Here is a 20989-nt window from a genome sequence, read left to right on the forward strand (position 1 = left end):
CCCGGCAGCCCTGCCTGGCCGCCGCCGCTGCACTGATGGCCGGACAGGGGGACATCGGGCGCTGGGCGGAGCGCTGCGGATCAGGTATCGGTCGATGGCTGCGACAGGGCCTGCTGTGGCTGCTGCTGGCCCTTGCACTGCCGGTGGCTGCGCAGGAGGGGGCACCGCCGCTGCGCGATTACGCCATCGATGTATGGACGTCGCGCAACGGCCTGCCACACAACTCGCTGCGCGACATCGCGCAGACCCCCGAAGGCCACCTGTGGTTCGCCACCTGGGAAGGCCTGGTGCGATACAACGGCCTCGATTTCACCGTGTTCGACCGCAGCACCCGCCCGGGCCTGCGTGACAACGGCATCGGTGCGCTGTTCGTCGACCGTCAGGGTGGGCTGTGGATCAGTGATTCGCGCGGCAACGTCAGCCACCGCGGTAACGATGGCCAGTGGCGGGTCTGGGAGCACCAGGCCGATACCCCGCAGGTACTGATCCAGTCCATGCAGATGGACAGCCAGGGCCGCCTGTGGCTGCTCTATGAAGGCAAGGGCATCGGCTATCTGACGCCGGACACCGGCATCGTCTACCAGGCGCCGGCCGCCGACCTGCCGATGGCGATGAGCTTCACCAAGCTGGTGGTCGATGCGCAGGACCGGGTCTGGGCCGGTACGTTGGACGGGCTGGTGCTGCGCGACAACGACGGCGTGCTCAAGCGGGCGCCCGCGGCGTGGGGGCTGGGCGCCGGCAGTGGCCTGTCGTGGCCGTACCGCGCTCCGGACGGCGCGCTGTGGATCGTCGCCGGCGAGCGCCTGTACCGCGTGGAAGATGATCAGCTGGTGCTGATGCACCGCCTGCCGGGCCAGCTGCACCTGACCTCGATGCTGCAGGATCGCCATGGAGACCTGTGGCTGGGCACCGAGAACCAGGGCCTGCTGCGGATCTCCTCGCATGGCCTGGAGCGGCTGCCGGCGGGCCTGAACCTGCCGGGTGGACGCGTGGTCAGCCTGCGCGAGGATGCCGAGGGCAGCATCTGGGTCGGTGCCAACGGTGGACTGTACCGCCTGCGCGAAACGCTGTTCAGCAGCTACACCGAGCGCGATGGCCTCAGTGGTGATTATGTGCGCACCGTGTTCGAGGACCGCGACCGCCAGCTGTGGGTCGGCAGTGCCAGCGGCCTCGATCTGCAGACCGCCGATGGCCACTTCCGTGCGATGCCGCTGCACAACCGCGGCGGCAAGGCACCTTCGGTGCTCAGCCTGGCGCAGGGCCCGGACGGTGACCTGTGGGTCGGAACGTTCGGCGATGGCGTCTACCGTCTTGGTCGTGACGGCCGGCTGCGGCACAACTATGCCGCAGCCGATGGCATGCCGGGTGGCAACATCCGTGCGATCAGCGTGGACCCGCAGGGCGTGGTCTGGGCCGGCACGCAGAAGGGCGTGGTCCGCATCGACGGTGACCGCGTGCAGGTATCGAACGTCCCGGGCATGCCTGGCGGCCTGATCACCGCGCTTGAACACGATCATCAGGGCAACCTGTGGATCGGCACCATCGAGGGAATCCGCGTGCTGCGCGGCGACCACGTGCAGTCGATCGACCTGGCGCCGCTGGGCGGTGGCCGCAGCGTGTTCGGCTTCCATCAGCTGGGCGACGCGATGTGGATCAGCAGCGACCGCGGCCTGTACCGCTGGCGGAACAGCACGCTGGCGCGGGTGGGGCTGGAGCAGGGCATGCCGGTGGATGCGGTGTTCCAGCTGGTGCCGGATCGCCTTGGCAATGTGTGGATCAGCAGCAACCGCGGTGTACTGCGCACCGACATGGCCACCCTCAACGCCGTGGCCGATGGCCGCGCACCCCGGGTGATGGTGGAGCGCTACAACGAGATCGACGGCATGGCCAACGCGCAGGCCAACGGCAGCTCCGGGCCATCGGCGATCCTGCGCCAGGACGGCACGTTCTGGGTGGTCACCGCCGGAGGCCTGAGCACCGTTGACCCGCAACGCCTGCAGCGCTTCCGCGAGCGCCTTTCACCGCCGGCAGCGATTGAAAGCGTGCAGGTGGATGGCGCACCGGTGCATTGGGAGGGCCCGGACCGCAACTACATTCCCGGCGGCCGCCGCTTGACGGTGAGCTATGTCGGCCTGAGCTACCTGATGTCTGACCGGATCCGCTACCGCACGCGGCTGGATGGCCTGGATGCGGGGTGGGTCGAACGCGGCCCGCAGCGCAGCGTGGAGTTCGTCGGCCTGCCGCCGGGCGATTACACCCTGCACGTGGCCGCTGCCCATCCGAGTGGCAGCTGGGGCCAGCAGGAAGCGGTATGGAGCTTCACCGTGGAGCCGTTCTGGTGGCAGCGACGCAGTGTGCAGGGGCTGGGTGGACTGTTGCTGCTGGCCGGGCTGGTGGCGCTGTACCGCCTGCTGCTGCAGCAGCTGAAGGCCAGCAACCTGCGCCTGGCGCGGCGGGTGGATGAAGCCACCTTCGACCTGCAGGCCAAGACCGTGCACCTGCAGGCGCTGAACCAGGAAAAGACCGAACTGGCCGAGCGTCTGGCACGCCAGGCCGAGGCCTTCGAACGGCAGGCCCGCGAAGATGCGCTGACCGGCCTGGCCAACCGCCGTGCCTTCGATGAAACCCTGGCCCGCGACTTCGCGCGTTCGCAGCGCAGTGGTCATCCGCTGTGCCTGGTGGTGCTGGATATCGACCACTTCAAGGACGTCAACGACCGCCACAGCCACAGCATCGGTGATGCGGTGCTGGTGCAGGTGGCGCGGCTGATCGCCGCCGCCAGCCGCGACTCGGACCTGCCCGCGCGGACCGGTGGCGAAGAGTTCGCGCTGCTGCTCAACGACACCCGCCTGGAGGAAGCCGCACAGCTGTGCGCACGCCTGCGCGGCCTGTTCCATGACCACCCCGACTGGGCCGGTGTTGACGGCCTGCGCGTGACCTTCAGCGCGGGGCTGGTGGAGCTGGACGCCGACGACCGCACCCCGGCGCTGCTGTACCAGCGCGCAGACCGCGCGCTGTACCGCGCCAAGAGCGACGGCCGCGATCGCACGAGCATCGGTTGATCACATCCACGCGTGGCGTGGATATGCCTCTATCGATCGGTAGAGTCGAGCCATGCTCGACTACAGCGCGACAGCGCGGAAAAAGGCGCAGCCGAGCATGGCTCGGCTCTACAGAAAGCGCTGCCTTAGCGTGGCCAGGCGTTGGCGATGGTGCAGAACAACCGCGCGGTCTGCTCGGTGTCATACACCGCGCTGTGCGCCTCGTTGGCATCCCAACCCAGCCCGGCGGCCGTGGCCGCACGTGCCAGCACGGTCTGCCCGTAGGCGATGCCGGCCAGGGTCACTGTGTCGAACACGCTGAACGGATGGAACGGATTGCGCTTGTGACCGGTCCGGGCCACCGCCGCATTGACGAAACCGAGATCGAAATGGGCGTTGTGGCCGACCAGGATCGCGCGCTGGCAGCCGTATTTCTTCATCGCCGCACGCACCGGGGTGAAGATGTGGTCCAGCGCGGCCTTCTCTTCCTTGGCCAGCCGGAACGGGTGGTCGAGGATGATGCCGGTCACTTCCAGCGACTTCGGGTCGATCTCCAGGCCTTCGGCCGGCACCACGTGGGCGCTGGCGGTCTGGCCGGGGTAGAGCAGGCCGTTCTCGTCCATCTCGATCGGCACGGCAGCGATTTCCAGCAGGGCGTTGCGCTGGCTGTCGAAGCCGCCGGTTTCCACATCCACCACCACCGGCAGGAAGCCGCGGAAGCGTTGTGACATCGCGCGCTGCGCCTGGGGTACTGCGGAATCGGGAGCGGCGGCAGGTGCGGGCGTGGGGTCAGTCATGCGTGAATTCTAGCAGAGCGACCCTGAGCGCCCGGCCAGCCTTCTGTGCATGGGTTCCCTGCGTGGTCGTGTGTCGACCAAGGTCGACACCTACCGGGCACCGCACGCTCAGGATTCCGGTAGGTGCCAACCTTGGTTGGCACGGTGCGCGCCGACCAGGGTCGGCATTTACCGGACTGCGGGCCGTGCCGTCGTGCCCGATGGCTGCCACCGCGCCAACCACGCATCCACGCTCAGCCTGCCGGCGCCGGTGAAGATCAGTGGCAGCAGCATCGCCATGAACAGCACCGGCAGCTTGAAGTTGCCGAAGCCCTGGTCAGTGATCGCGTAGCCCATGGCGAGGTCAGACAGCGAGTTCCACTCCATCGGCCAATGCACCGCATAGGTCGCTACAACGGTCAGCACCAGCAGGCTGGCCGCAGCAAACCGGGTGCCGAATCCAACCAGCAGGCAGGCCGCGCCGATCAGTTCGAACCACGTGGCGAGCTGCCAGTTCAGGGTGGCCGGCAGCTGGTCGAACGGGAACGGGAAGGCATCCTGCAGGTCGGCGAACCAGTTCTGGCCGTGCAGTTTTTCGCGGCCGGATTCGAAGTATTCCCAGGCCAGCAGCAGGCGCAGGCCGAGCGGGGCCAACCAGGGGGCGAGACGGTCCAGCTGGCCGCGCACGGCGGCCAGGGTCGGGAGGTTCAACGGTGATTCTCCGGGGGAAGGGGGCGTCAGCCGGGGACTGCGAGCGGGCCGATCACGCCGGCCTGCAGGAACTGCTGCAGCAGCGCGGCACCGGGTCCGGCCAGCGCGTCCTCGGCCAGGCCGTGCGCGGCGGCCAGGTGCCGCAGGTAGCCATGGCCATCGAGGCCAGGGTGTTCGCCGATGCTGGACAGCAGGTACACCGCCAGCGGGCTGAGTACGGCAAAGCGCACCTCGCCATCGGCCTCGCGACGAACCAGCAGGCCGGTCGGTTCCGCCGGCGGTTGTGACGGTGCGTCCTCGGCACCGAGCCGGTGCACGGGCCACTGATACAGCAGCGGCCATGCCAGTGGCGAGCGCTGCAGCGGCACCCGCAGCGGGTCGATGCCACCTGGCGCAGGCAGAGGCTCGGCAGGAAGCTGGTACAGCGCGGTTTCCACCCACTCGTAATGAGCAAGTTCGGCCAACGCCGGGTGCGGCAGCTGTGGCTGGGCCTGCAGCCACTGCACGAATTCGGCGGCCAGTTCGGTGAACAGCGGCGTCTGGCAGCGATGGGTCGCGAAGTACTGGCGCACCAGTCCGCTCCAGGCCGGTTCGCCGAGCAGGCGCACGCAGACCGGGAAGCCGTTGCTCAACAGGCCGAGCAGGTTGTTGAACAGCAGCCGTTGGTACACCGCCACCCGGCGTGGCTCCAGGCCGGCCGGTGCAGGCACCGCATGTGGATCGCGCAGGTGAGCGGTGAACGCGTGCTGCTGCGCGCGCAGGGTGTCGGTGGCGTCAGCCATGTGCAGCCCCGGCGTGCGCGGCCTGCAGGCGGCGGATGGTCTGCAGTTCGCCCTGCAGTTCTGCATAGGGCGGGAAATTGAAATCGCGTTCGAGCAGGGTGGGGCGTGGGCCGATGCGCGCGTAGGTACGCGCCAGCAGCTCCCAGACCGGGTCGATCACCGCGCTGCCATGGGTATCGATCTTCAGGTCCGGTGCCTCGTCCAGGTGCCCGGCCACGTGCAGGCAGACGATGCGCTCTGCGGGCAGCCCGGCAATGAAGGCGTCGGCGTCGTAGCCATGGTTGCAGGCGTTGACGTAGACGTTGTTGACGTCCAGCAGCAGGTCGCAGTCGGCCTCGGCGAGCACGGCCTTGGTGAAGGCCAGTTCGTCCATTGCCGGCTCCGGTGCCAGGTAGTAGGACACGTTTTCCACCGCGATGCGGCGACCCAGCAGGTCCTGCACGCGGGCGATGCGTGCGGCGGTATGGCGCACCGCTTCGTCGGTGAACGGAATCGGCAGCAGGTCGTACAGGTGGCCGTCGTCGCTGCAGTAGCTCAGGTGCTCGCTGTACAGCGGCACACGGTGCTTTTCCAGGAATTGGCCGACCTGTTCCAGCAGCTGCGTATCCAACGGCGCACTGCCGCCCAGCGACAAAGACAGGCCGTGGCAGCTCAACGGATGGCGCTGCGCCAGTTCGGCCAGCGCATCCCCAGCGGGGCCACCGACATGGATCCAGTTCTCCGGTGCGCATTCGAGGAAATCGAAGTCGCCCGCCGGTGCATCGCGCAGATCCTGCAGCAGCGCCCTGCGCAGCCCCAACCCGGCGGCCGCCGCATGAAGCGGCGACCGCAGGTGGACGGCGCTGGCGCGGACGTCAGTGCTTGGCACCGCACTTGCCTTCGCCGCACTTGCCCTCGGCCGCCTTCTTGTCGCCGGTCTTGGCCTTGGCGCCTGCCGCGGCACCGGCGGCCTTGCCCTTGTCGGCGCCGCACTTGCCTTCGGCACTCTTGCCGTCGGCACCACATTTGCCTTCGGCGTGCTTGGTCGCGTCGGCGGCCATCCTGGTATCTGCTGCCTTGGCATCGGTGCTGGCCTTGGCTGCCTGGCCGGCCACCAGATAGCCCTGGGCCAGGTCGCTCATGCTCAGCGCCGAGGCACTGGCGGTCATGCCCAGGCCGGCGGCCAGGGCGGTAGCAGTCAGCAGGGACAGGGTCTTGTTGGAACTGCTCATCGGTCGTGCTCCTGGGTGGTGTGGGCGGGTGCCCGAGTGGCCGGCAGGGATGCCGGTGGAAACGATGGTGCAGCGATCCTACTCAACGAATCCTCGCCAAGACCTCAAATTTTCGTGAGGTTTGTTACAGAAGCATCCGGAAGATTCGCACCGGGCAAGCCCGGCGCCCACAACGCGGGTGGAACGCCCAGAAACAGGAAGGCCGCTGTCACTAGGACAGCGGCCACCTTGGAGTCGACTCCGGTGTTGCAGTGCAGCGTCAGGGCTGGCCGGTGCTGGAGGTCTCGTCGCGCTTTTCACGCGGCGGCAGCGGCTGCTCGCCGTGCACCAGGAACCACACGTTCTCGGCGATGTTGGTGGCGTGGTCACCCACGCGCTCCAGGTTCTTGGCCATGAACAACAGGTGCGTGCACGGGGTGATGTTGCGCGGGTCTTCCATCATGTAGGTCAGCAGCTCGCGGAACAGCGCGGTGTACTGCGCGTCCAGGCGGGCATCGTCCTCGCGCAGTGCCAGTGCGGCGTCGGCGTCGTTGTCGCGGTAGGCGGCAATGGCGCGGCGCACCTGCTGCGCGGCCAGGCGGCCCAGTGCGCGCAGGCCCTGGATCTGCGGCAGCGGCGGCACCTTGCCCAGCGCGATCGAGCGCTTGGCGACGTTGGCCGCATAGTCGCCGATGCGTTCGATGTCGGCGGGGATGCGCAGGCCGGCGAGGATCTCGCGCAGGTCGCGCGCCATCGGGCCACGCAGCGCGAGGCGCATCACGTCGTGGCTGATCTGCTGCTCAAGCGCATCGATCGCTTCGTCGTTGGCGATGATGCGATGGGCAGCGTTCTCGTCGCGCTTCTCGATCACGTCCATCGCCGCTTCGAGCTGGGCGACGGCCATCTCGCCCATGCGCACGATTTCGGCCACCAGGCGCTGCTGCTCTTCGTCGTAGCTCTTGACGATGTGGTCGTTGGGAAGATTCATGGTTGTTCCACTCTGTAGAGTCGAGCCATGCTCGACTGCCGTTGTCTGTAGAGCCGAGCCACGCTCGACTGCCGTTTCAGCCGAAGCGACCGGTGATGTAGTCCTCGGTCTGCCGCTGCGACGGCTGCGAGAAGATCACCTCGGTGCGGTCGTGCTCGATCAGGTCGCCCAGGTACATGAAGGCGGTGTAGTCGGACACGCGCGCGGCCTGCTGCATGTTGTGGGTGACGATCACGATCGTGTACTCGTGCTTGAGCTCTTCCACCAGCTGCTCGATGCGGCTGGTCGAGATCGGATCCAGCGCCGAGGTCGGCTCGTCCAGCAGCAGCACCGACGGGCGCAGGGCCACGGCACGGGCGATGCACAGGCGCTGCTGCTGGCCACCGGACAGGCCCAGTGCGCTCTGCCCCAGCTTGTCCTTCACTTCGTCCCACAGCGCGCCCTGGCGCAGCGCCTGCTCGACGCGGTCGGCCATGTCGGCCTTGCTCAGCTTCTCGTGGTGGCGGATGCCGTAGGCCACGTTCTCGAAGATGGTCATCGGGAACGGCACCGGCTTCTGGAACACCATGCCGACCTTGCTGCGCAGGCGGTTCATCGGGTACTTCGGCGACAGGATGTTCTCGCCGTCCAGCAGCACTTCACCGCGCGCCTCCAGCTTCGGGTACAGCGCATAGATGCGGTTGAAGATGCGCAGCAGCGTGGACTTGCCGCAACCGGAGGGACCGATCAGCGCGGTCACGCGCTTTTCCGGGATTTCCAGGTTGATGCCCTTCAGGGCGTGGAACTTGTCGTAGTAGAAGTCCAGTCCACGCGCAGCCAGCTTCACCGGCGACGGCGTGTGCAGGCTCTCGTGCGAGGACGGCACGGCGATGCGCTGCATCGGCACGGCGTTGGAAAGGTCGTTCATGGCGTTATCCACGGAAAGGTCAGTCATGGGAGATACGGTTGCGCAGCAGGATGCCGCGGGCGGCAAGGCTGACCAGCAACACGAAGACAGTCAGCACCAGGGCACCGGCCCAGGCCAGCACCTGCCAGGATTCATACGGGCTGCCGGCGAACTGGTTCATCACCACCGGCACCGAGGCCATCGGCTGGAAGATGTTGTTGTTCCAGTACTGGTTGCCGAAGGCGGTGAACAGCAGCGGCGCGGTCTCGCCGGAAATGCGGGCCAGCGCCAGCAGGATGCCGGTGATGATGCCGGCCGATGCACTGCGGTACAGCACCTGCACGATTACCTTCCACTGCGGGATACCCAGCGACAGGGCCGCCTCGCGCATCTGCGAGGGCACCAGGCGCAGCATCTCGTCGGTGGTACGCACCACCACCGGCAGCACGATGAAGGCCAGTGACAGGGCACCGGCGAACGCCGAGAAGTTGCCGCCGGTCTGCATCACGTACAGGGTGTAGACGAACAGGCCGAGCACGATCGACGGCGCCGACAGCAGGATGTCGTTGACGAAGCGGACCACGGTGCCGGCCTTGCGGGCGTTGCCGTACTCGGCCAGCCAGGTGCCGGCCAGCACGCCCAGCGGGGTGCCGATGCCGATCGCCAGCGCGCACATCACCGCGCTGCCGAAGAAGGCGTTGGCGAGGCCGCCTTCCTGCATCGGCGGCGGCGTCATCTTGGTGAACAGATCCCAGTTGATGCCGGCCAGGCCCTTGGAGGCCAGGGTGAACAGGATCCAGCCCAGGAAGAACAGGCCGAACAGGGCGGTGGCGCACGATGCGGCGATGGCGATGACATTGCCGATGCGGCGGCGCAGGTACAGCGAATCAGCGGTGGTGGACATCAGTTGCCCTCCTTGCGGGACAGGCGCATCAGCATCAGGCGGGCGATGGCCAGCACCACGAAGGTGACGATGAAGAGGACGAAGCCGAGCAGCAGCAGGGCCGAGCGGTAGGTTTCAGTGGCTTCGCCGAAATCATTGGCGATCAGCGCGGCGATGGTGGTGCCCGGTTCCAGCAGCGACGGCGACAGGCGCACGCTGTTGCCGATAACGAACGCCACCGCCATCGTCTCGCCCAGAGCGCGGCCGAGGCCGAGGAAGATGCCGCCGATCACCGCCGAGCGGGTGTAGGGCAGGACGATGTCCCAGCTCACTTCCCACTTGGTGGAACCCAGCGCATAGGCCGATTCCTTCAGTCGGGTCGGCACGGTCAGGAACACTTCGCGCATCACCGAGGAGATGAACGGAATGACCATGATGGCCAGCACGAAACCGGCGGTGAGCATGCCGATGCCGAGCGGCGGGCCCTGGAACATCGGGCCGATGATCGGCCATTCGCCCAGGGTTTCGTTGAGGAACGGAGTGACGTACTCGGTCATCACCGGCACCAGCACGAACAGGCCCCACATGCCGTAGATGATCGAGGGAATGCCGGCCAGTAGTTCGATGGCGGTACCGATCGGACCACGCAGCCAGCGCGGCGCGACTTCGGTGAGGAAGAAGGCGATGCCGAAGCTGACCGGCACGGCGATGACCATCGCGATGAGCGCGGTGACCAGGGTGCCGTAGATCGGGGCGAGGGCGCCGAACTTGTTTTCGACCGGATTCCAGTCAGCGGAGAAGAAGAAGCTCAGGCCCTGCATCTGCAGGGCATGACGGCCGCCCCACAGCATCGACAGTGCGGCGCAGGCCAGGGCGATCAGGACGAAGATGACGGTGCCGACCAGCACCCATCGGAACAGTTTGTCATTGCGGGCATCACGCGTATCACGCGTGGACGGGGCTGCTACAGGCTGGGCGATGGCATTCATGGGGACGGCAGGGCCAGGAAGGGGCGGGGCGGCACGGCGTGGAAGAGGCGGTGCCCGCGCGGGGCGGGCACCGTCGTGTCCATCACTTCAGGTCGGTCGCCCAGTAGGCCTCGATCTGCTTGACCAGTTCGGCAGGCAGCGGCACGTAGTGCAGCTCGTTGGCCTGGGCCTGGCCGTTCTCGAAGGCCCACTTGAAGAAGGCCAGGGTGTCCTGGTTGCGCTTGGCGTCCTTCGGCTGCTTCTGCATCAGCATGAAGTTGGTGGCGGTGATCGGCCACGCCTGCTCGCCCGGAGCGTTGGTGATGACCAGGTTGAAGTCCTTGGCGCTGGCCCAGTCGGCGCTGGCGGCCGCGGCGGCGAAGGTTTCCGCGCTCGGCGCGACCCAGTTGCCGGCCGCGTTCTGCATGGCGGTGTACGGCATGCCGTTCTGCAGGGCGTAGGCCAGTTCGACGTAGCCGATGGAGCCCTTGATCTGCTTCACGTAGGAAGCAACGCCTTCGTTGCCCTTGCCACCGACGCCGTCCGGCCACTGCACCGAGGTGCCTTCGCCGACCTTGCTCTTCCACTCCGGGCTGACCTTGGACAGGTAGTTGGAGAAGTTGAAGGTGGTGCCCGAACCGTCCGAACGGTGGACCAGGGTGATCTTGCCTTCCGGCAGCTTCACGCCCGGGTTGGCGGCGACGATGGCCGGGTCGTTCCAGGTCTTGACCTTGCCCAGGAAGATGTCGGCAAGCAGGGCGCCGCTCAGGCGCAGCTTGCCGGCTTCCAGGCCTTCGATGTTGACCACCGGCACCACGCCGCCGATGGCGGACGGGAACTGCGCCAGGCCGGCCTGGGCCAGCTCTTCGCTGCTCAGCGGCTTGTCGGAGGAACCGAAGTCGACGGTGCCGGCCTTGATCTGGGCGATACCGCCGCCCGAGCCGATCGACTGGTAGTTGATCTTGGCACCGGTGCTGGCGTTGTAGTCAGCCGACCACTTGGAGACCAGCGGGAAGATGAAAGAAGCGCCGGCACCGGACACTTCGGCGGTCACCTTGGCACCGGCAGCGGCCGGGGCAGCGGCACCGTCGGCAGCCGGCTGCTGCGCGGCCTGCTTGTCGCCACCGCAGGCCGACAGGCCCAGGGCGATGGCCAGGGAAAGGGCGGCAAGGCCGGCCGAGTGCAGTTTCATGGTCACTCCATAGCGGGGTAGAGCCGACGGTGTCGGCGGATGCGGCTATGAAATGATGTTTTTGTTACAGCCGTATTACGACCATGACAGAGGTGTCCTGGATCACGTTCTGACAAGGGTTTCACAGGGTTGGCCCAGATCGAGAAGGCCTCAGAAGAACCCGGATCTGCGCACCGGTATGGCGGCCGGTTGGCTCTTGTAGAGTCGAGCCATGCTCGACTGCTCCCTGCCCTCGGTAGGTGCGGACCGTTGGTCCGCACGCTCCAGCACCCAGCCGAGCGTGGGCTCGGCTCTACAAACGCTCCTGCCTTTGCTCCTGCCTTCCATGACCCCACCGCGCCCCCCGGTGAAGTGTCGAGAGGCGGTGGGCCAGAGCGTGCAGGACCGTCCACGGCATGGATGCCGTGGCCGAGCCCCCAGTGACGGGTTTACGGCGTGTCCTGCACGCCCTGGCCCACTGACTCACCCACGGATCAGCGAAGGCGCAAACGCTCTTCGCGACCAACCCCGAAAATACAAGAAGAGCGCGAGATCTCGAGGATCTCGCGCCCTGGGCGGGATCGGCGGGGGAGAGAGGACCCGCCGATCCCGTTCCTGCGGGGGAACGCGCTTGCTTACTTCAGGTTCTGCGTCCAGTAGGTCTCGATCTGGCGGACCAGGCTGTCCGGCAGCGGCACGTAGTCCAGCTGGCGGGCCTGGGCGTCGCCGCTCTTGTAGACCCAGCGGAAGAACTCCTGGGTGGCCTTGCCGTTGGCAGCGTTCTTCGGCTTCTTGTGCACCAGGATGAAGTTGGTGGCGGTGATCGGCCAGGACTCGGCGCCCGGGGCGTTGGTCATCACCAGGTAGAAGTCCTTGGCGCTGGCCCAGTCGGCGCTGGCAGCGGCGGCGGCGAACGAGGTGTCGCTCGGCTGCACGAAGCGGCCGGCGGCATTCTTCATCGCGGTGTACGACAGCTTGTTCTGCAGCGCGTAGGACAGTTCGACGTAGCCGATGCCGCCCTTGATCTGCTTCACGTAAGCGGCAACGCCTTCGTTGCCCTTGCCGCCGATGCCGGCCGGCCACTGGACCGAGGTGCCTTCACCGACCGAGCTCTTCCACTCCGGGCTGACCTTGGACAGGTAGTTGACGAAGTTGAAGGTGGTGCCCGAGCCGTCCGAACGGTGCACGACGGTGATCTTGGCGCTCGGCAGGGTCACGCCCGGGTTCAGCGCGGCGATGGCCGGGTCGTTCCAGGTCTTGATCTTGCCCAGGAAGATGTTGGCCAGCACGGTGCCGTCCAGCTTCAGCGCGCCCGGGGCGATGCCGGCCACGTTGACCACCGGCACCACGCCGCCGATCACCGACGGGAACTGCGCCAGGCCCGAAGCCGCCAGCTCTTCCGGCTTCAGCGGGGCGTCGGACGAGCCGAAATCAACGGTCTTGGCCTTGATCTGCGCAATGCCGCCGCCGGAACCGATCGACTGGTAATTGACCTTGTTGCTGGTGGCGGCGTTGTAGTCGGCCGACCACTTCGACATCACCGGGTAGATGAACGAGGCGCCCGCGCCGGTGATTTCAGCGGCGTTGGCGGCGAACACGGACGACGCTGCGAAGACGGCAACGGCAACGCGCGACTTGAAGGCGTGGATCACGGGGTGGCTCCTGGGTTGATTGGGATGCGGGGTTACCCGCCCGGCGCACATTCCATAACGGTTCGATGACAGCGCAGGGACCGTTGTATGACGCAACCGTTACAGCGCTGCCCGGTGCCCGCACAGCAGGGGCGTGAAGGTTCTGAGTGCTGCGGGCGACGTGATGGCCAATGCACCGGAAACGGACGTAAGCCGGTTGCGATCACGTTCTATATGTCGCTGATGGCCTGTCCGGTGCGGTCGTCAATGCCGACCCTGCCCGGCATTCCGCAGTGATGCCGCGTCATCCACACGAAACCAGCAATGCCGGTGAAGGTCGCGCGGCGACCGGCCCGGGCATGGACGCTGATACGTCACGCCATATGCCGCAAGGGATCGACAAGCATGTAGCCACAAATGAGTCGTACGCATGACCGCACGAAGAAATCTGTGGTTGGTGCTCAATCTGTCATTCGGTTGTCATGGTTTTAACGGAACGTTCGCAAAACGCTTGACCGGCCTGCCGGCGTGGCGTTCTGCCCAAGCCATTCCAACCCTCTGGAGAAATCCAAAATGCGTTCCCATTTGCTCGCCGCCGCGGTCGTTGCAAGCCTCGGTCTGGTTTCCGCCGACGCCTTCGCAGCCCCCGCCAGCTCGGGCGTATCCCAGGCACAGCTGCAGCAGCTGCAGGCACAGATCGCTGCGCTGCAGGCCCAGGTCCAGCAGTTGCAGAACGATTCGCAGGCGCTGCAGGCGCAGTCCGACGCGCAGTCCGAAGTGAACATCACTCAGGCGCAGGCCCTGGAAGGTGCACAGAAGACCCAGACCAGCGTCGACAAGCTGGCCAAGCTGGTCAATGACAACAAGATCGGCGGTCGCATGTTCTTCGACCTGACCAACATCGACAAGACCAGCAACGGCAAGGACACCGCCGCCAGCGGCACCGGTCTGGACGTCAAGCGCTTCTACCTGACCGTCGATCACAAGTTCAACGACATCTGGTCGGCCAACCTGACCACCGACTTCCAGTACAGCTCGGCCATCGGCAACACCGAACTGTTCGTCAAGAAGGCCTACGTGCAGGGCAGCTTCGACCCGGCCTTCAACCTGCGCGTCGGTGCCGCCGACATGCCGTGGATCCCGTACGTCGAGAAGTTCTACGGCATGCGCTATGTCGAGAACACCCTGACCGACCGCCTGAAGTACGGCAACTCGTCCGACTGGGGCCTGCATGGCTTCGGCAACCTGGGCAACAACTTCAACTATGCGGTCTCGGTCGTGTCCGGCGCCGGTTACAAGAACCCGACCCGCAGCAAGGGCATGGACGTGGAAGGCCGCGCGGCCTATACCCCGAACGAGAACTTCGTGGTTGCCATCGGTGGCTACAGCGGCAAGCTGGGCAAGGAGACCGACATCCAGAGCGCCGAGAACACCTACACCCGCGCCAATGCGATGGTGGCCTACGCCAGCAGCGACTTCCGCGTCGGTGGCGAGTACTTCCAGGCCAAGAACCTCAACAACGTGATGACCGTTGCCACCGACAAGACCAGTGGCTGGTCGGTGTGGGGCAGCGTGCGCGTCACCGACGGCGGCATCAACGTGTTCGGTCGTTACGATGACACCGACGTCAGCAAGACCCTGGACCCGACCCTGAGCGACAAGTACTGGAACGTCGGCGTCGAGTTCCCGGTCATGAAGAACCTCAAGCTGTCGACCGTGTACAAGTACACGCACCTGGCCAACGCCAGCGACAAGAAGAACGACAAGACCAAGGAATTCGGCGTCTGGGGCGACCTGTCGTTCTGATGTCCTGAAGCACCCTTGTCTACAAGCAAAGACGGCGGGCCTTGTGCCCGCCGTCTTTGTTTTGTCACACCACGAACGCGGTCACGCCTCGGCCGTGGTCTTTTCCTTGAACCGGCACAGGTCGGCGATCACGCAGCCCGGGCAATCCGGCTTTCGCGCCTTGCACACATAACGCCCGTGCAGGATCAGCCAGTGATGCGCGTCGAGCAGGAACTCGGCCGGAATCACCTTCACCAGTTTGTCTTCCACTTCACGCACGTTCTTGCCTGGCGCCAGGCCGGTGCGGTTGGATACGCGGAAGATATGCGTGTCCACCGCCATCACCGGCTCGCCGAACGCAGTGTTGAGCACCACGTTGGCGGTCTTGCGTCCAACGCCTGGCAGCGCTTCCAGTTCATCGCGATCGCGCGGCACTTCACCGCCGTGCTTCTCCAGCAGGATCGCACAGGTGGCGATCACGTTCTTCGCCTTGGCGTTGAACAGGCCGATGGTGGCGATGTACTGCTTCAGCCCGTCCTCGCCGAGTGCGAGGATCTTCGCCGGCGTGTTGGCGACCGGGAACAGACGGCGCGTGGCCTTGTTGACGCCGACGTCGGTGGCCTGCGCCGACAGCGCGACCGCCACCAGCAGCTCGAACGGCGAGCTGTACTCCAGTTCGGTCTTCGGGTGTGGATTGAGTTCGCGCAGGCGGGTGAACATTTCCACCACGTCGGCGCGCGGCATCGTGCCGCCACGCCGCGCCGGGGCGCGTGCGGTCTTCTTCAGGGTGGCCATTACTGCTCCTTGCCGCTGGCGCGGGCCTTGGCCCGGGCGAGGATGGCGGCGGCTGCGGCGGGCAGGGCGGGTTTCACGTCCGGCGCCGGGGCCGGCGTACGGCGTGCATCGCGCTCGGCTTCGCGCCGTGCCAGCCGCACCGCACGCGCACGGTAGCGTTCGCGTGCGGCCCAGGCCGTATGCAATTGCTGCTGCGCCTGCTGCAGGCGTCGCGGAAGGTCCGGGTGGCCGGGCAGCAGCTGTTCGTCGCCGGCGCGGGCGACGTAGTCCATCAGGCCTGCCTGCAGGGCACCATCGAGATCGTCTGCCTGGACCCGGGCGAACAGCTGCGCGGGGTTGGGTCGGGATGCCATGGCGTCAGCGGTTCTGGAAGGCCGGCGGACGGCGCTGCAGGAACGCGCTGGTGCCTTCGCGCATGTCCTCGGTGGCGAACAGCAGGCCGAACTGCGCGCTTTCGTACTCCAGTCCTGCCTCCAGGCTGCATTCGCCACCCACGTGTACGGCATCCAGCAGGCCACGCAGGGCCAGCGGCGCCGAGCGGGCCAACTGGCGGGCGACGTCCTGCACACGGTTGTCCAGCGCGTCGGCCGGCACCACCTCGTTGACGATGCCCAGTTCCAGCGCACGCGCGGCGTTGACCGGTGCACCCAGCAGGCACAGCTCCAGGGTGGCGGCGCGGCCGCACAGGCGCAGCAGGCGCTGGCTGCCGCCGAAGCCGGGAATCAGGCCGAGATTGATCTCCGGCTGCCCGACCTTGGCCGTATCGGCAGCGATGCGCAGGTGGCAGGCCATGGCCAGCTCCAGCCCGCCGCCCAGGGCGAAGCCGTTCACGCGCGCGATCACCGGCTTGGGCATGCGCTCGATCTGGCGCATCAGGGCCTGGCCGAGCAGGGAGAAATCACGTCCCTGAACCGCAGTGAGTGTGTTCATCTCGGCGATGTCGGCCCCGGCCACGAACGCCTTCGGACCGGCACCGGTCAGCACCACCACGCGCACGTCCGGGTCGGCAGCGGCGGCGCTGAATGCCTCGGCCAGCGCCTGCAGGGTCGCGGCATTCAAGGCGTTGAGCTTGTCCGGGCGCTGGACGGTCACGGTGCGGATGGCGCCGTCGTCGGCGACAGCGATCAGGGCATCGGCCACGGGAAAACTCCTGAAACGTTAAAAAAAAGTGAGATTGAACTCCGCCAACGCAGACGGGTCTTAGCCTGCATCGTGAGTAGCGGTTACACGTTGTGCCCGTTATCCTAACCCGTCGCCTCAGGGCGGCGCAGAACGTCCCTGAGTTACCACCCCTGGAGAACTGTTTGATGAAGTTGCGTTCTATCGCGGTCGCCGTCGCGGCCCTGGCCCTGACGGGCAATGCCTTCGCCCAGGACGTCTCGTCCGAAAAGGGCAAGCTGAGCTACTACTTCGGTTACGACTACGGCAACAACCTGGCGGAGCTGACCGGTCGTGGTGAGCAGCTGGACATCAACTCGGTGGTGAAGGGTCTGCAGGACGCCTACGCCAAGAAGCAGCCGGCGATCACCGCCGACCAGCTGAAGCCGGCCGTTGAAGCGTTCCAGAAGCGCGAGCAGGGCCGTGCCCAGGCTGCCAAGGCCGAGTACGAAAAGGCTGCTGCCGAAAACAAGACCAAGAGCGATCAGTTCATCGCGGCGAACAAGGCCAAGGCCGGCGTGCAGTCCCTGCCGAGCGGCGTCCAGTACCGCGTGATCGAAGCCGGCAAGGGCGCCAAGCCGACCCAGGCCAGCACCGTGCAGCTGGAAGTGGCCGGTCCGTTCCCGTACGGCCAGCGCCCGACCGAAGCCCGCCCGGCCCAGCAGATTCCGTCGATCAAGGTCAGCGAAGTCGAAATGAAGGCCATGCGCGAGACCCTGCTGCAGATGCCGGCAGGCTCGAAGTGGGAAGTCACCCTGCCGCCGGACCAGGCCTACGGTGCCGACCCGCGCACCCCGTTCCCGCCGAACGTGGCTGTGCAGTTCGAGATCAAGCTGGTCAGCGTCAAGTAAATCGAAGCCGTAAACGAAACGCGCCGGTGATTCCACCGGCGCGTTTTTGTTTGCGCGGAGCGCGACGGTGCCACGCACCGCATCTGCACCCCGCGCAAATTCAGCCCGATCGCGCTACTGTTGCCGGGTGCAAACAATGGAAGAAACGGCGCGTGTTGTCGCAAGTCCCTGCATCGGAGTGTGCACGCTGGATCCGGACCGGCAATGCACCGGCTGCGGGCGGCACATCGATGAAATCGCACGGTGGTCGTCGATGAGCAACGAGGAGCGCAGCCGCATCCTGCATCGCGTGCAACCTCTGCGTGAACAGCTGCAGCAATCACTGCGCGGCTCGCTGGCCGATCACGAACGCTTGATGCGCGCGCTGCATCCACTGGCCGAGCCGCCGGCCGGCGACGGCTGGAACCGCAGCGAACTGAGTGACCTGCTGCCGCCGGGACCACCTGTGGAAGCCGCCGTACTGGCCGGCATCGTGCCGCGCGCCAATGGCGCACAGGTCATCCTTACCCGTCGCACCGAAACCCTGCGCCAGCATGGTGGCCAGGTCGGCTTCCCCGGCGGGCGCACCGAACCCGATGACCGCGACGCACTGGCGGCCGCGCTGCGCGAGAGCCAGGAAGAAATCGCACTGGCTCCGGGGCAAGTGCAGGCGCTGGGTTATCTCGATCCCTTTGTGACGATCACTGGCTACCGGGTCACGCCGGTGGTGGCCGTGGTCGATCCGGACTTCGTGCCGGTGCCGCAGCCCAGCGAAGTGGCCGAAGTGTTCGAAGTGCCGCTGGCCTACCTGATGGCCGCAGACAATCTGCGCCAGGTCGAAATCAATCACCGCGGCCGCATCCGCCACGTCCTCGAGTACGGCTGGCCCGGCCAGCGCATCTGGGGCGCGACCGCCGCCATTCTCTACAACCTGCGTCGCCGCCTGGAGCAAGTGCAATGAAGCCGATCGATCCGTCGTGGACCACGCTTGTCGATGTCGCCAGCCTGGCGGCTGCATTGGGTGAGGGCGTACGTGTCGTCGATGCACGTGCCACTGCCAGCAGCGCTGTACGTGTGGTCGATGCGCGGTCCTCGCTGGCCGATCCGCAGGCGGGTAGCGGCCAGTATCTGGCGGGGCACGTTCCGGGTGCGGTGTACGCCGACCTCAATCATGACCTGTCGGATCTGACCCGCAGCGGCCACGGCCGTCATCCACTGCCGGACAGCGATGCCTTCGCGGCGAAGCTTGGCCAGTGGGGTATCGGTCCCGACACCCAGGTGGTGGTCTACGACGGCAGCGACGGCAGCATGGCCGCCTCGCGCCTGTGGTGGCTGCTGCGCCTGATCGGGCACCGCAAGGTCGCCGTGCTCGACGGCGGCATCGCCGCCTGGCAGGAGGCTGGCCACGCGCTGGCGAGCGGCCAGGCTGAAGTGACGACGTTGCCAGCTTACCCGGGCCATTTCGACACCACCCAGATCGCCAATGCCGAGGAGATCAGCGCACGCCTGAAGCACGCGCCGGGCTGGCTGGTCGACGCACGCGCGGGCGAACGCTTCCGCGGCGAAGTCGAGCCGCTGGACCCGGTCGCCGGCCACGTACCCGGCGCGGTCAACCGCCCGTTTGCGTTGAACGTCGCCGACGGCCGCCTGCGTGATGCACAGGAGCTGCGCGCCGAACTTCAGGGCGTGATCGGCAACCGTGATCCGCAGCAGGTGGTGCTGATGTGCGGCTCCGGCGTGACCGCCTGCCACCTGCTGCTGGCGATGGAAAGCGCAGGACTGAGCGGCGCACGCATCTATGCCGATTCCTGGAGCGGCTGGGTGAGCGACAGCAGCCGCCCGGTGGCCAGCGGCGCCTGACTCTATCGTCTCGATATCCACGCAAAGAGCAGTCGAGCATAGCTCGACTCTACAAAAGCCCGTTCCGATCGATTCGACCCCGTGCCGACCAACGGTCGGCACCCACCAACAGCGGCGGAGATCTGTCGAAGGCGGGGTGGGTCCGGTTGCGGGGGTGTCCGCGGCATGGATGCCGCGGACAAGCCCCCATGGACGGGTTTACGGCGTCCCCCGCAACCGGACCCACCCCGCCATCCCACGGAATCCTGCTGTTGCCCTTGCTTCGGCCGTTGCCTCTGCGGGTGCAGGGCGCAGCCCTGCCGCTTACCCAACAGGCTGCAGCGGTACCTTCGCCAGCACCCGCGCCCACGGGAACAACGGTCCCGGATCACGCTTGCGCGCCACCATCAGCGTCGGGTCATCGCTGGCCGGCACCTGCTCCAGATCCAGCTGGTCATGCCCGGCAATCCGCCGCAGCGACGGGTAGCGTGCCACCAGCGCCTGCAGCAGCGCCTCCAGCGTCGCCAGCTGTGCTTCGGTGTACGGCTCGTCCATCGCCTGGTGGCGGCTGTCGAACCAGTCCGGGTAGCGCCCGGTGTTGACCAGTTCGATACCCAGCGTATGCGCGTTCATGCCGCGCACGTGGTGGGCCACGCGTTCCGGTGCCACGTACTGCACCACGCTGCCATCGCGGTCGATGTAGAAGTGGCCGCTGTTGCCGGCACCGCTGTCATACAGCACGCGCTCGCCGTACTCGCGGGCCATCGCCAGATCGGGCAGCTCGGTGCAGTGGATCACCACCATCTCCAGCGTGGCCGGGTTGCGCAGCGGCAGGCGGTCTTGGTAGGGCAGGGGCTGCAGCTGCAGGCCGGGCAGGAGCGGGTTGGGCATCCGGCGATGCTAGCATTGCGGCATGAACCTGCCTCCTCTTTCGCCGCCGACCCGCTCCCACGGAGCGCGCGCATGAGCCGCGGCCACTGCATCCTGTCCCACGGTTTCGAGAGCGGCCCGGAAGCGACCAAGGTCACCGCGCTGGCCGACGTGGCGCAACGCCTGGGCTGGACCCATGAACGCCCGGACTACACCGACCTGGACGCGATGAGCGAGGTCAGCCGGGTGGGCGACGTGCGCACCCGGCTGCAGCGCCTGGTGGAACGCACCGCCATCGCCGCCCAGCAGGGCCCGGTGGTGCTGGCCGGCTCCAGCCTGGGCGCCTACATCTCCGCCATCGCCTCGCTGCAGGTGCCTGTGGCCGGCCTGTTCCTGATGGTGCCGCCGACCACCATGGGCCCGATGCCGGCGCTGGATGCCGCGGCGGTGCCGATCACGGTGGTGCAGGCCTGGCATGACGATGTGGTCCCGGCCGCCGGGGTCATTGCCTGGGCGCAGGCGCGCGCCGCGCAGCTGCTGCTGGTCGATGACGGTCACCGCTTGGAACACCACGTGGAGGCCTCCGCGCAGGCCTTCGAGCGCCTGCTGCGGCAACTGTGAAGCCCGGGCGCACGGCGCGCCCGCCCGCTTTGACTACAATGGCAGCCCCGCCGCCCCCGGCGCG

General features: G+C 66.9%; 21 protein-coding genes. 6 read left to right on the top strand and 15 right to left on the bottom strand.

All coding sequences use genetic code 11. The annotated features are described in order from the left end of the window. The first annotated feature begins 35 nt into the window (after positions 1-35). On the top strand, positions 36-3062 hold the full coding sequence (locus ACW5IY_RS07385; RefSeq protein ID WP_049436506.1) for a ligand-binding sensor domain-containing diguanylate cyclase: 3027 nt from the start codon (positions 36-38) through the stop codon (positions 3060-3062). A 125-nt stretch (positions 3063-3187) separates the two neighbouring features. Here the strand turns inward: ACW5IY_RS07385 and rnt are convergent, their stop codons facing one another. The 11 genes from rnt to pstS (ACW5IY_RS07440) all read right to left on the bottom strand — a co-directional run bounded on the left by rnt (position 3188) and on the right by pstS (ACW5IY_RS07440) (position 13048). Continuing rightward, entirely contained in the window at positions 3188-3838 is a 651-nt protein-coding gene (rnt, locus tag ACW5IY_RS07390) for a ribonuclease T (protein ID WP_014036542.1), read from the bottom strand. A 168-nt stretch (positions 3839-4006) separates the two neighbouring features. Then, complete coding sequence (locus ACW5IY_RS07395) at positions 4007-4528, bottom strand: HvfX family Cu-binding RiPP maturation protein (RefSeq protein WP_049411501.1); 522 nt, start codon at positions 4526-4528, stop codon at positions 4007-4009. Positions 4529-4554: 26 nt separating this feature from the next. Then, complete coding sequence (locus ACW5IY_RS07400) at positions 4555-5310, bottom strand: HvfC family RiPP maturation protein (protein ID WP_049436507.1); 756 nt, start codon at positions 5308-5310, stop codon at positions 4555-4557. Beyond that, positions 5303-6178: an HvfB family MNIO-type RiPP peptide maturase gene (locus tag ACW5IY_RS07405; RefSeq protein ID WP_049436508.1), complete on the bottom strand. Its 876-nt coding sequence runs from the start codon at positions 6176-6178 to the stop codon at positions 5303-5305. Before ACW5IY_RS07405 ends, ACW5IY_RS07400 begins: the two co-directional genes overlap by 8 nt. After that, the gene (locus ACW5IY_RS07410) at positions 6165-6521 is read right to left on the bottom strand and encodes a hypothetical protein (protein ID WP_019337649.1); all 357 of its coding nucleotides are present in this window, start codon (positions 6519-6521) and stop codon (positions 6165-6167) included. The genes ACW5IY_RS07405 and ACW5IY_RS07410 overlap by 14 nt, the downstream gene beginning before the upstream one ends. A 259-nt stretch (positions 6522-6780) precedes the next feature. Further along, positions 6781-7488, bottom strand: a complete 708-nt coding sequence (phoU, locus tag ACW5IY_RS07415; protein ID WP_008265615.1) for a phosphate signaling complex protein PhoU — start codon at positions 7486-7488, stop codon at positions 6781-6783. 76 nt (positions 7489-7564) lie between these two features. Next, on the bottom strand, positions 7565-8395 hold the full coding sequence (gene pstB / locus ACW5IY_RS07420; protein WP_005408788.1) for a phosphate ABC transporter ATP-binding protein PstB: 831 nt from the start codon (positions 8393-8395) through the stop codon (positions 7565-7567). Positions 8396-8414: 19 nt separating this feature from the next. Beyond that, positions 8415-9278, bottom strand: coding sequence for a phosphate ABC transporter permease PstA (gene pstA / locus ACW5IY_RS07425; RefSeq protein ID WP_049436509.1), 864 nt, complete (start codon positions 9276-9278; stop codon positions 8415-8417). Continuing rightward, complete coding sequence (pstC, locus tag ACW5IY_RS07430; protein WP_049436510.1) at positions 9278-10246, bottom strand: phosphate ABC transporter permease subunit PstC; 969 nt, start codon at positions 10244-10246, stop codon at positions 9278-9280. The genes pstA and pstC overlap by 1 nt, the downstream gene beginning before the upstream one ends. Positions 10247-10328: 82 nt before the next feature. Then, complete coding sequence (gene pstS / locus ACW5IY_RS07435; protein WP_049436511.1) at positions 10329-11417, bottom strand: phosphate ABC transporter substrate-binding protein PstS; 1089 nt, start codon at positions 11415-11417, stop codon at positions 10329-10331. Between the two features lie 614 nt (positions 11418-12031). Further along, a complete protein-coding gene (gene pstS / locus ACW5IY_RS07440; protein ID WP_049436512.1) occupies positions 12032-13048 on the bottom strand; it encodes a phosphate ABC transporter substrate-binding protein PstS in 1017 nt (338 codons plus the stop codon). Positions 13049-13600: 552 nt separating this feature from the next. Here pstS (ACW5IY_RS07440) and ACW5IY_RS07445 point away from each other — a divergent pair. After that, entirely contained in the window at positions 13601-14833 is a 1233-nt protein-coding gene (locus tag ACW5IY_RS07445; protein ID WP_049436513.1) for a porin, read from the top strand. Between the two features lie 81 nt (positions 14834-14914). Here the strand turns inward: ACW5IY_RS07445 and nth are convergent, their stop codons facing one another. The 3 genes from nth to ACW5IY_RS07460 are packed head-to-tail and all read right to left on the bottom strand — an operon-like array spanning position 14915 to position 16747. After that, a complete protein-coding gene (gene nth, locus ACW5IY_RS07450) occupies positions 14915-15607 on the bottom strand; it encodes an endonuclease III (RefSeq protein ID WP_049436514.1) in 693 nt (230 codons plus the stop codon). Beyond that, positions 15607-15960: a hypothetical protein gene (locus ACW5IY_RS07455; protein WP_043402629.1), complete on the bottom strand. Its 354-nt coding sequence runs from the start codon at positions 15958-15960 to the stop codon at positions 15607-15609. Before ACW5IY_RS07455 ends, nth begins: the two co-directional genes overlap by 1 nt. 4 nt (positions 15961-15964) lie before the next feature. Next, the gene (locus ACW5IY_RS07460; protein WP_049436515.1) at positions 15965-16747 is read right to left on the bottom strand and encodes an enoyl-CoA hydratase/isomerase family protein; all 783 of its coding nucleotides are present in this window, start codon (positions 16745-16747) and stop codon (positions 15965-15967) included. Between the two features lie 167 nt (positions 16748-16914). Here ACW5IY_RS07460 and ACW5IY_RS07465 point away from each other — a divergent pair, with 167 nt between their 5' ends. The 3 genes from ACW5IY_RS07465 to ACW5IY_RS07475 all read left to right on the top strand — a co-directional run bounded on the left by ACW5IY_RS07465 (position 16915) and on the right by ACW5IY_RS07475 (position 19455). Then, the gene (locus ACW5IY_RS07465; RefSeq protein ID WP_032127896.1) at positions 16915-17616 is read left to right on the top strand and encodes an FKBP-type peptidyl-prolyl cis-trans isomerase N-terminal domain-containing protein; all 702 of its coding nucleotides are present in this window, start codon (positions 16915-16917) and stop codon (positions 17614-17616) included. A gap of 136 nt (positions 17617-17752) precedes the next feature. Further along, complete coding sequence (locus ACW5IY_RS07470) at positions 17753-18556, top strand: CoA pyrophosphatase (protein WP_043402636.1); 804 nt, start codon at positions 17753-17755, stop codon at positions 18554-18556. Next, positions 18553-19455 (top strand): sulfurtransferase, encoded by a 903-nt coding sequence (locus tag ACW5IY_RS07475; protein WP_049436516.1) that lies wholly within the window; start codon positions 18553-18555, stop codon positions 19453-19455. Before ACW5IY_RS07470 ends, ACW5IY_RS07475 begins: the two co-directional genes overlap by 4 nt. 303 nt (positions 19456-19758) lie before the next feature. Here the strand turns inward: ACW5IY_RS07475 and ACW5IY_RS07480 are convergent, their stop codons facing one another. Then, positions 19759-20325: an N-acetylmuramoyl-L-alanine amidase gene (locus tag ACW5IY_RS07480; RefSeq protein ID WP_049436517.1), complete on the bottom strand. Its 567-nt coding sequence runs from the start codon at positions 20323-20325 to the stop codon at positions 19759-19761. Between the two features lie 72 nt (positions 20326-20397). Here ACW5IY_RS07480 and ACW5IY_RS07485 point away from each other — a divergent pair, with 72 nt between their 5' ends. Further along, the gene (locus ACW5IY_RS07485) at positions 20398-20925 is read left to right on the top strand and encodes an alpha/beta hydrolase (protein WP_049436518.1); all 528 of its coding nucleotides are present in this window, start codon (positions 20398-20400) and stop codon (positions 20923-20925) included. Positions 20926-20989 lie beyond the last annotated feature (64 nt).

It is taken from the genome of Stenotrophomonas sp. C-A (genome assembly GCF_054030835.1).

Coding starts and splice junctions, on each gene's coding strand:
- ACW5IY_RS07385 (WP_049436506.1), top strand. CDS start 36: ATGGCCGGACAGGGGGACATCGGGCGCTGGGCGGAGCGCTGCGGATCA.
- rnt (WP_014036542.1), bottom strand. CDS start 3,838: ATGACTGACCCCACGCCCGCACCTGCCGCCGCTCCCGATTCCGCAGTA.
- ACW5IY_RS07400 (WP_049436507.1), bottom strand. CDS start 5,310: ATGGCTGACGCCACCGACACCCTGCGCGCGCAGCAGCACGCGTTCACC.
- ACW5IY_RS07410 (WP_019337649.1), bottom strand. CDS start 6,521: ATGAGCAGTTCCAACAAGACCCTGTCCCTGCTGACTGCTACCGCCCTG.
- phoU (WP_008265615.1), bottom strand. CDS start 7,488: ATGAATCTTCCCAACGACCACATCGTCAAGAGCTACGACGAAGAGCAG.
- pstB (WP_005408788.1), bottom strand. CDS start 8,395: ATGAACGACCTTTCCAACGCCGTGCCGATGCAGCGCATCGCCGTGCCG.
- pstA (WP_049436509.1), bottom strand. CDS start 9,278: ATGTCCACCACCGCTGATTCGCTGTACCTGCGCCGCCGCATCGGCAAT.
- pstC (WP_049436510.1), bottom strand. CDS start 10,246: ATGAATGCCATCGCCCAGCCTGTAGCAGCCCCGTCCACGCGTGATACG.
- pstS (WP_049436511.1), bottom strand. CDS start 11,417: ATGAAACTGCACTCGGCCGGCCTTGCCGCCCTTTCCCTGGCCATCGCC.
- ACW5IY_RS07445 (WP_049436513.1), top strand. CDS start 13,601: ATGCGTTCCCATTTGCTCGCCGCCGCGGTCGTTGCAAGCCTCGGTCTG.
- nth (WP_049436514.1), bottom strand. CDS start 15,607: ATGGCCACCCTGAAGAAGACCGCACGCGCCCCGGCGCGGCGTGGCGGC.
- ACW5IY_RS07455 (WP_043402629.1), bottom strand. CDS start 15,960: ATGGCATCCCGACCCAACCCCGCGCAGCTGTTCGCCCGGGTCCAGGCA.
- ACW5IY_RS07465 (WP_032127896.1), top strand. CDS start 16,915: ATGAAGTTGCGTTCTATCGCGGTCGCCGTCGCGGCCCTGGCCCTGACG.
- ACW5IY_RS07470 (WP_043402636.1), top strand. CDS start 17,753: ATGGAAGAAACGGCGCGTGTTGTCGCAAGTCCCTGCATCGGAGTGTGC.
- ACW5IY_RS07475 (WP_049436516.1), top strand. CDS start 18,553: ATGAAGCCGATCGATCCGTCGTGGACCACGCTTGTCGATGTCGCCAGC.
- ACW5IY_RS07480 (WP_049436517.1), bottom strand. CDS start 20,325: ATGCCCAACCCGCTCCTGCCCGGCCTGCAGCTGCAGCCCCTGCCCTAC.
- ACW5IY_RS07485 (WP_049436518.1), top strand. CDS start 20,398: ATGAGCCGCGGCCACTGCATCCTGTCCCACGGTTTCGAGAGCGGCCCG.